Below are 8,352 nucleotides of genomic sequence, written 5' to 3'. Positions count from 1 at the left end.
GGGGCCTCGGCCAGCGGCGCCCCCGCCAGGGCGGTCGGCCCCCCCGCGCCCGCCGCCGCCGCCATCGCGCGCGGCACGCCGGCCGCCGCCACGGCCGCGCGGGCCGCGGCCGCCGCCGCGCGGCGCGCCTCGGACGGCTGGCCGGCGCCAAAGCCGGTGGCGATCACCGTAACGCGCAGCTCGTCCTCCAGCGCCGGGTCGAGCACGGTGCCGAAGATGATGTTCGCGCTCTCGCCCACGGTTTCCGTGATCAGGTCGGTGGCCGTGGTCACCTCGCGCAGGGTCATCGAGTTGCTGCCCGTGAGGTTGATCAGGACGCCCTGGGCGCCCGCGATATTCTGTTCGGCCAGCAGCGGACAGCTGATCGCCGCCCGCGCGGCCTTCTCGGCGCGGCCCTCGCCGCGCGCGCTGCCCGTGCCCATCAGGGCCGGGCCCATGCCCGCCATGATGCTCTTCACGTCGGCGAAATCCAGGTTGATCAGACCCGTCACCGTGATCAGGTCGCTGATCCCCCGCGTGGCCTGCAGCAGCACGTCGTCCGCGATGCGGAAGGCCTCGGCGAAGGGCGTGTCCGGGTCCACCACCTCGAAAAGGCGCTGGTTGGGGATCGTGATCAGGGTGTCCACCTCGGCGCGCAGCGCGGCCATGCCCTCCTCGGCGACCTTCATGCGCTGGCGGCCCTCGAAGTGGAAGGGCTTCGTGACGACGCCCACGGTGAGGGCGCCCGCCGCCTTGGCCAGGCGCGCCACGGCGGGCGAGGCGCCCGTGCCCGTGCCGCCGCCCATGCCCGCGGTGACGAAGACCATGTCCGCCCCGCGCAGCATCTCCTCGATGCTGTCCAGGTCCTCCTCGACGGCGGCCTGGCCCACGTTCGGATCGCCGCCCGAGCCGAGACCCTTCGTCAGCTTGCGACCGATCTGGATGCGGTGGATGGCCTTGCTCGCGTAGAGCACCTGGGCATCGGTGTTGATGTTGATGAAGTCGACCCCGGAGAGCCCGGCGTCGATCATGCGCGCGACGGCATTGCCGCCGGCGCCGCCGACGCCGACGACCTTGATGGACGCGGCGTCGGAGAAGTCCGAGTCGAAGTCGAACTTCACCCTAGGGCTGTCGGACATTTTCTCTCACCTCCGCGCGCAAGCTAGCGCGGGGTCCGCAAGAGCGTCCAGCCTTATTTTCCCCGGCGGCCGGCGCCCATGGCGCGGAAGAGACGGCGCAGGCCGCCGCGCGGCGGCGCCTCGCCCGCCTCGTCACCGACGAGGCGCTCGTAGCCGTAGCGGAGCAGCCCCACGACCGGGGTATAGCGCGGATCGGCCAGCTCGGCGATCAGGCCCTGCTGCTCCAGCGGCGCGCCCAGGCGCACGCTGCGCTCGTAGAGCTGCGCGGCGAGGCCCGCGAGGCCGGGCAGCAGCGCGCCGCCGCCGCAGAGCACGACGCCGCAGCCCGCGCTGCGCGCGGCCGGAGAGCGCTGGGCGCGGTCCCAGGCCAGCTCGAGCAGCTCGCGCGCGCGCGGCTCGACGATCGAATGCAAGGTGCGCGCCGAGAGCGCGCTGTCGGCATCGGCGCCCACCTGGCGCACCGTGAGCTGCGCCTCGGCGTCCGCCGCGCTGAGCGGACCCACGCTCGCGTGGTCGAGCTTGAGGCGCTCGGCGTCCGCCAGGCTGAGGCCGAGTCCGATCGAGAGGTCGCGCGTGACGTTGCCGCCGCCCAGGGGCAGCACCTCGGCGTGGCGGGCGGCGCCGTCGGCGACGACGAGCACCTCGGTCGTGCCGCTGCCGATGTCGATCAGCACTACCCCCTCTTCGCGCTCGGACTCGGTGAGGGCGGCCATCGCCGTCGCCAGGGGCGAGAAGACGAGGCCCTCGACGGCGAGGCCGGCCTTCTCCACCACCTTCGCCGTGTTCTCGAGCACGCTGCCCTCGCCCATGAAGAGCAGCACCTCGGCCTGCAGGCGCACGCCGTCCATGCCGACAGGGTCCTTGATGCCGCCGCGGCCATCGAGGATGAAGTCCACGGGCAGGGTGTGCAGGATGCGATAGCCGGGCGGCAGCTGCAGGCTGCGCGCGACGCGGATCACCTGCTCGACGTCCTCGGGGGTGATCTCGCGCTCGCGGCCCTCCTTGGCGTGCACGCCCTCGCTGGGAATGGCGCGGAAGTGCTCGCCGCTCACGTTCGGGAAGGCGGCGCGGATGACGAGCCCCGAGGCGCGCTCGGCCTCGCCCACCGCCTCGCGTACGGCCTCCACCGCGGGCTCGAAGCCGACGACGACGCCCTTGCGGATGCCCTGGCTGGGCACGGTGCCCAGCCCGAGCACGCGCAGGCCGCCGCGCCCGCTGAGCTCGGCGACGAGGGCCGTGACGCGGTGGCTGCCCAGGTCCAGTCCGACGACGATTCTCTGCTCGCTCATGGCTTCTCCTGCGGCTTGGCCCGCGCAGTGGACTTCCTGGCTACGACCTGGTCCCGGTAGCGCAGGTCCAGCTCTCCGGGGAAGGTGTCGGCGGCGATCTCGGCGAAGAGCTCCCGGTAGCAGCGCGCCCGGGCGCCGAAGTCCTCCCAGCCCATCCGCACGCGCGTCGGGCTGTCCCCCCGATAATAGACGATCCCGGTCGAATCCGCAGTCATTTCGCTGACCTCGCGGGCGAGGTCGAAGTCGGCCCCGCGCAGGCCGCCGAGAGCCGCCAGGGCGAGGCGGCGCAGGCTGTCGGCCCCGAGGTTCTGCGCGGGCCTGATAATCGGCAGGTCCGGCGCCGGGTCCCCGAAGCGCTCCAGCGGCAGACCGCCGGCGTCGATCTCGACGAAGTCCCCCTCCAGCCAGAGCGCGACGCCGACGGCTTCCTCGACCCGGCACTCGAGGGTGGCGGGCGGCCGGCGCTTGAGCGTCACTCCCTTCAGGCGCGGCAGGTCGGTCAGGGCCAGGGCCAGCGAGTCGAGGTCCACGGCGCCCCGCCCGTAGAGCGGCCGGCCGAGGAGCGGCGCCAGGCGCTCCTGCACGCGCGCGGCGGGCAGCACGCGGCAACCCTCGACGCGCACTTCGCGCAGGCGGAGCCAGTCGCTGCCCAGCAGGGCGCGCAGGCCCTGCCAGCTCCCGAAGCCGGCCAGCGCCACCGCGAAGACGATCAGGGCGAGGAGCAGCTTCCACCAGGGGCCCCGCCGCCTGGTGGCCATCGCGCGCCGGCGGCGCCAGGGCGCGCTACCGCTCGCCATAGATCCGGATCTCCGGCTCCAGCGCAATCCCCGTCTGCGCCGCCACCCGATCCGCGACCGCCTGCATCAGCGCCTCCACATCGGCGGCCCGCGCGCGCCCCGGCTCGGTGACGATGAAGTTCGCGTGCCGCTCGCTGATCCGCGCGCCCCCCAGCCGGAAGCCCTTGAGCCCGCAGGCCTCGATGAGGCGGCCGGCGCAGTCGCCCGGCGGGTTCTTGAAGGTGCTGCCCGCGGTGCCGAGGCCGCCCGGCTGGCTGGCCGCGCGCCGGGCGAGGATCTCGTGGAAGCGCGCCGTGGCCGCGGCGAGGGCCGCGGGCTCGTCCGCGGGCAGCGCGAGACTGAGCGCCGTGACGAGGCAGTCCGCCGGCAGGCTCGTCCATCGATAGCCGAAGTCCAGCTCGCCGCGCCCGAAGCGGAAGGGGCTGCCGTCGAAGCGCCAGCCGCGACAGCCGCGGAACTGCGCGGCGATGTCGCCGCCGAAGCAGCCGGCATTGCCCCGCAGAGCGCCGCCGAGATTGCCCGGCAGAGCGGCCGCCCAGACGAAGCCGCCGCGCCCGGCGGCCAGGGCCTGCCGCGCGAGGCGCGCGCTGGCCAGGCCCGCCCCGCAGCGGGCCTCCTCGCCCGCGAACTCGAGGTCGCCCAGGGACCGCGTGACGCGGATCACGGCGCCACGGATGCCGCCGTCGCGGACGAGCAGGTTCGAGCCCTCGCCGAGCACGGTGATCGGCAGGCCCTGCCCGGCGAGGAAGGCGAGCAGGGGCCCCACCTGCTCCTCGCGCGCCGGCGTGAAGAGCCAGTCCGCAGCCCCGCCCAGACGGAAGTTCGTCTTGTCGGCCAAGGGGGCGTCCCGCGCCACGGGGCCGTCGTAGACGGCGGCCAGGCCGAGCATCAGTGGACTCCCCGCGCCGCTCCCAGACGCCGCACGAGCTCCTCGGCGAAGCGATTGAGGTCGCCGGCGCCCAGGGTGAGGATGAGGTCGCCGGGCTGCGCCTCGGCGAGCAGCCGTTCGGCGATCGCCTCGCGCTCGGCGATGCGCAACACCGGCGTCCTCCCGCGCGCCTCGACGGCGCGGGCGATCAGTCCGGCGTCGACGCCCGGCAGGGGCGACTCGCCCGCCGCGTAGATCTCGGTCAGGATCAGCGCATCGGCGGCGTCGAAGGCGGCGCCGAACTCGTCGGCGAGCAGGCGGGTACGGCTGTAGCGATGCGGCTGGAAGACGACCCGCAAGCGGCGGCCGAAGTGCTCGCGCGCGGCCTCCAGCGTGCGGGCGATCTCCGTCGGGTGGTGGCCGTAGTCGTCCATCACGAGGATGCCGTCCACCTCGCCCTTTGTCTCGAGTCGCCGGCCGACGCCCTTGAAGGCGGCGAGTCCGCGCTGGATCGCCTCCGGCGCGATGTCCAGCTCGAGCCCGACGGCGATCGCGGCCAGGGCGTTGAGCACGTTGTGCCGGCCGAGCAGCGGCAGCTCCAGCTCGCCCGCCTGCTTCGCGCTGCGCCAGCGAAAGCGCGTGCCGCCCGGGTGCTGGGCGAGGATCTCCCCGCGCAGCGCGCAGTCGGCGCTCCAGCCGTAGCCGATCACGCGCCCGCGCAGCTCGGGCAGCATGCCGCGCAGCACCGGGTCCTCGAGGCAGACGATCGCCGCGCCGTAGAAGGGCACGCGCCCGAGGAAGTCGAGCATCGCCGCGCGCAGGCTCGCGAAGTCGCCGTAGTGGTCCAGGTGCTCGCAATCGACGTTGGTGACCACGGCCCAGGTGGGCGCCAGATGCAGGAAACTGCCGTCGGACTCGTCGGCCTCGGCCACCATGTGCGGGCCGGCGCCCAGGCGCGCGTTGCTGCCGAAGCTGAGCAGGCGCCCGCCCACGACGGCAGTCGGATCCAGGCCCCCCGCGTGGAGCACCTCGGCGATCAGGGAGCTGGTGCTCGTCTTGCCGTGGCTGCCGCTGACGGCGATGCCGCGCTTGAGGCGCATCAGCTCGGCCAGCATCTCGCCGCGCGTGATGCAGGGAATGCCCTGCCGGCGCGCCTCCACCAGCTCGGGGTTGTCCATGGGCACCGCGCTCGAATAGACGACGACGTGCGCGCCCGCCACCTGCGCCGCGCGGTGGCCGACGTCGCAGCGCACGCCGAGACCGCGCAGGCGCTCGAGGGCGGGGCCCTCCTTCAGGTCCGAGCCCGTCACCGTGAAGCCGGAGTTAACGAGGATCTCGGCGATGCCGCTCATGCCGATGCCGCCGATGGCGACCAGATGCAGGTGGCGGGTGCGACCCAGGTGCACGGTCGGCTCCTCGTTCGGGCCGGGGCGGATGGCGCAGAGTCAGGCGGGGCCTCGTCCGGCGCGGTTTAGCACCCGCCCCCGGGGCCAGCAAGGCTTTTCTCCAGCGCGGCCAGGATGTCCGCGGTCGCCCGCGGGCGGCCGAGGGCAGCGCTCGCGGCCGCCATCGCCGCCCCCCGCGCCGGGTCCCGCCAGAGCGCGGCGAGCGCGGCGGCCAGGCGCGGCCCGTCGAGCTCGGCGTCGGGAATGAGGAGCGCGGCCCCCGCCTCGGCGAGCGCGCGGGCGTTGGCCGTCTGGTGGTCGTCGACCGCGTGCGGGTAGGGCACGAGCAGCGCCGGCAGACCGAGCAGGGTGATCTCGGCGAGCGTCATGGCGCCGGCGCGGCAGAGCACCCAGTCGGCGGCGGCCAGGCGAGCCGGCATGTCATCGAGGTAGGCGGCGACCTGGACGGCCGGCGCGAGGGCGGCGAGCGCCGCCGCTGTCTCGGCCCGCTCCGCCTCGCCCGTCTGGATGAGGGCCTCGAAGCGGCACTCGCGGGCGAGCAGAGGCAGGCCCGCGCGCAGCGCGGCGTTCAGGCTGTGCGCCCCGCGGCTGCCGCCGAAGGCGAGCAGCCGCGGCGGCGCGCCCGGCGCGCGCGCCGGCCGCGGCCCGGCCAGCGCGAGCAGTTCCTCGCGCAAGGGATTGCCCGTGAGCTGGCAGCGCGCGCCCGCCCCCAGCCGCCGCGCCGCTTCCGGATAGGCGATGAAGACGGTCCGCGCGCGCCGCGCAAAGAGCGCGCTGACGCGGCCGGGCACGCTGTTCTGCTCCTGCAGGAAGATCGGCCGCCTGGCGAGGCGAGCGGCGATCAGCACGGGTAGGCTGGCGAAGCTGCCCGTGGCGAGGACGGCGTCCGGCTGGAACTCGCGCAGGAGCGCCAGCGCCCGCGCCACCGAGACCAGGAGTTCCGGCAGGAAGAGCAGGCGCTCGAGCGGGCCCTTGCCGCGGAAGCCGCGCATCGGCAGCGCGCGGAAGGGAATGCCGGCCGCCGGCACGAGGCGGGCCTCCAGGCCGCGCCGCGAGCCGACGAAGAGCGCCGCCCGCGCCTCGCCCGGCGCCGCCGCGGCGAGGAAGCCCCGCGCCAGGGCGAGCGCCGGATAGATGTGCCCGCCGGTGCCGCCGCCCGTGACGAGCAGCCGGCGCATCAGCGCGGCTCCGCCGGCAGGCGGCGCGCGCGCTGCAGCCCGCGCCCGAAGAGGTCCTCGGCCAGCGGCTCGGCGACGCGGCCGCGGCTGAAGAGGCGCCGCCGCCTGGCCTGCGCCACGCGCAGGGGCTCCTCGCGGCTCACGGCGAGGACGAGGCCGATGGCGAGCATGTTCATCACGAGGGCGCTGCCGCCGTGGCTGATGAAGGGCAGGGGCACGCCCGTGAGCGGAAAGAGCCCGAGCGCGACGGCCAGGTTGATCCCCGTGTAGACGGCCAGCATGCCGCCCAGGCCGGCGGCGAGATAGCGCGCGAAGGGGTCCGTCCGCTGCCGCGCGACGTGCAGGATGCGCAGGCTGAGCGCCGTGAGCAGGACGAGCAGGAGCGTCGCGCCGACGAAGCCGTACTCCTCGCCGACGATGGCGAAGATGAAGTCCGTGCGGTGGTCGGGCAGGAAGATGCGCTGCCGGTTGCGGCCGGCGCCCTGGCCGAGCGGACCGCCGGCGCCGATGCCGATCAGCGATTGGCGGAGCTGGTAGTTCTCGCCCGAGTTCGTCTCCGTGTCGAAGTTGCGCGTGAGATCGATGCGGTAGCGCACGCGGTCGCTGGCCAGGTAGAGGCTGCCGACGAGGAGCGCGGCGGCGAGCAGGGCCGCGCCCAGCCAGCGCCAGGGCAGGCGCGCGGCGACGAAGAGACAGGCGCCGCTGAGCCCGAGCGCCAGCGCGGAGCCGAAATCGGGCTGGACGGCGACCAGCAGCACGCCGGCGCCGAGGGCGATCCCCGGCCACTTGAAGCGGCGCCAGCCGGGGACCTCCTCGTGGCGCGCGAGGCGCTCGGCCATGAACAGCATCAGGCCGACGCGCGCGACGTCCACCGGCTGGATGCTGAAGCCGGCCAGGCTCAGCCAGCCGCGCGTGCCCTTGATCATCGGCATCGTCAGCACCCAGAGGAGGAGGCCGGCGCTCACCAGCGCGGCGGCGGGCGCCGCGCGCCGGATGAGACGCAGGTCGCAGAGCGCGGCCGCGAGCAGGAAAGCGCCGCCGAGAGCGATCTGCACGAGGCGGCGGACGAGCATGCCGCCTCCCGCGCCGCCCGGCTGGCCGGGCTGCGCGCTCGCCGCGTAGAGAATGACGAGGCCGGCCAGCAGCAGGCAGAGCGTGAGCAGGAAGAGCGTGCGGTCGACGCCGCGCAGGCTCAGCACGCCGCCTCCTGGACGAGGCGGCGGAAGTGCTCGCCGCGCTCCTCGAAGTTCCGGTACTGGTCGTAGCTCGCGCAGGCGGGCGAGAGGACGAGCAGCTCGCCGGGGCGGCCCTCCGCACGCGCGGCCGCGACGGCCGCCTCGAGGGTGCCCAGCGCGCGGCCGCGCGCGCCGAAGGCGCGGGCGACGGCCGCGCCCGCCTCGCCGATGCCGTAGGCGAGACGCACGCAGGGCAGCCCGGCGGCGAGGGCGTCGAAGTCGCCGCCCTTGTCCCGCCCGCCAGCGATGAGCAGCACGGGCGCGCTGAGACCGGCGACGCCGGCCAGTGCCGCCTCGACGTTCGTCGCCTTCGAGTCGTTGTAGCAGCGCAGGGGGCCGAGGCGGCCCACTTCCTCCATGCGGTGCGCGAGACCGCGGAAGCTCGCGAGTCCGCGGGCAAGGCCCTCGGCGTCGTCGGCGAAGGGCAGCACCAGCGAGACGGCGGCCAGGGCATTGGCCCC

At 74.9% G+C, this 8,352-nt stretch carries 6 protein-coding genes and 1 pseudogene; all 7 read right to left on the bottom strand.

The genetic code is table 11. From position 1 onward, the window contains the following. Window positions 1–119: 119 nt before the first annotated feature. A pseudogene (ftsZ, locus tag FJ251_11305) lies at window positions 120–1,118 on the bottom strand (cell division protein FtsZ). Window positions 1,119–1,171: 53 nt separating this feature from the next. Continuing rightward, on the bottom strand, window positions 1,172–2,407 hold the full coding sequence (ftsA, locus tag FJ251_11300) for a cell division protein FtsA (GenBank protein ID MBM4118304.1): 1,236 nt from the start codon (window positions 2,405–2,407) through the stop codon (window positions 1,172–1,174). Then, window positions 2,404–3,204, bottom strand: a complete 801-nt coding sequence (locus FJ251_11295; protein MBM4118303.1) for an FtsQ-type POTRA domain-containing protein — start codon at window positions 3,202–3,204, stop codon at window positions 2,404–2,406. Before FJ251_11295 ends, ftsA begins: the two co-directional genes overlap by 4 nt. After that, window positions 3,191–4,093 carry a UDP-N-acetylmuramate dehydrogenase gene (gene murB, locus FJ251_11290; GenBank protein MBM4118302.1) on the bottom strand — a complete coding sequence of 301 codons (903 nt, stop codon included), beginning with the start codon at window positions 4,091–4,093 and terminating at the stop codon, window positions 3,191–3,193. Before murB ends, FJ251_11295 begins: the two co-directional genes overlap by 14 nt. After that, window positions 4,093–5,478, bottom strand: coding sequence for a UDP-N-acetylmuramate--L-alanine ligase (locus FJ251_11285; GenBank protein MBM4118301.1), 1,386 nt, complete (start codon window positions 5,476–5,478; stop codon window positions 4,093–4,095). Before FJ251_11285 ends, murB begins: the two co-directional genes overlap by 1 nt. A gap of 65 nt (window positions 5,479–5,543) precedes the next feature. Then, the gene (murG, locus tag FJ251_11280; protein MBM4118300.1) at window positions 5,544–6,656 is read right to left on the bottom strand and encodes an undecaprenyldiphospho-muramoylpentapeptide beta-N-acetylglucosaminyltransferase; all 1,113 of its coding nucleotides are present in this window, start codon (window positions 6,654–6,656) and stop codon (window positions 5,544–5,546) included. Continuing rightward, window positions 6,656–8,352, bottom strand: a 1,697-nt coding sequence (locus FJ251_11275; protein ID MBM4118299.1) for an FtsW/RodA/SpoVE family cell cycle protein, incomplete at its 5' end; no start/stop codon positions are given. The genes murG and FJ251_11275, both read right to left, overlap by 1 nt.

This window comes from bacterium (assembly GCA_016873475.1).
GTDB lineage: Bacteria > Krumholzibacteriota > Krumholzibacteriia > JACNKJ01 > JACNKJ01 > VGXI01.
Note: the sequence above shows the minus strand (reverse complement) of the source record. Positions and strands in the feature narration are given on the sequence as shown.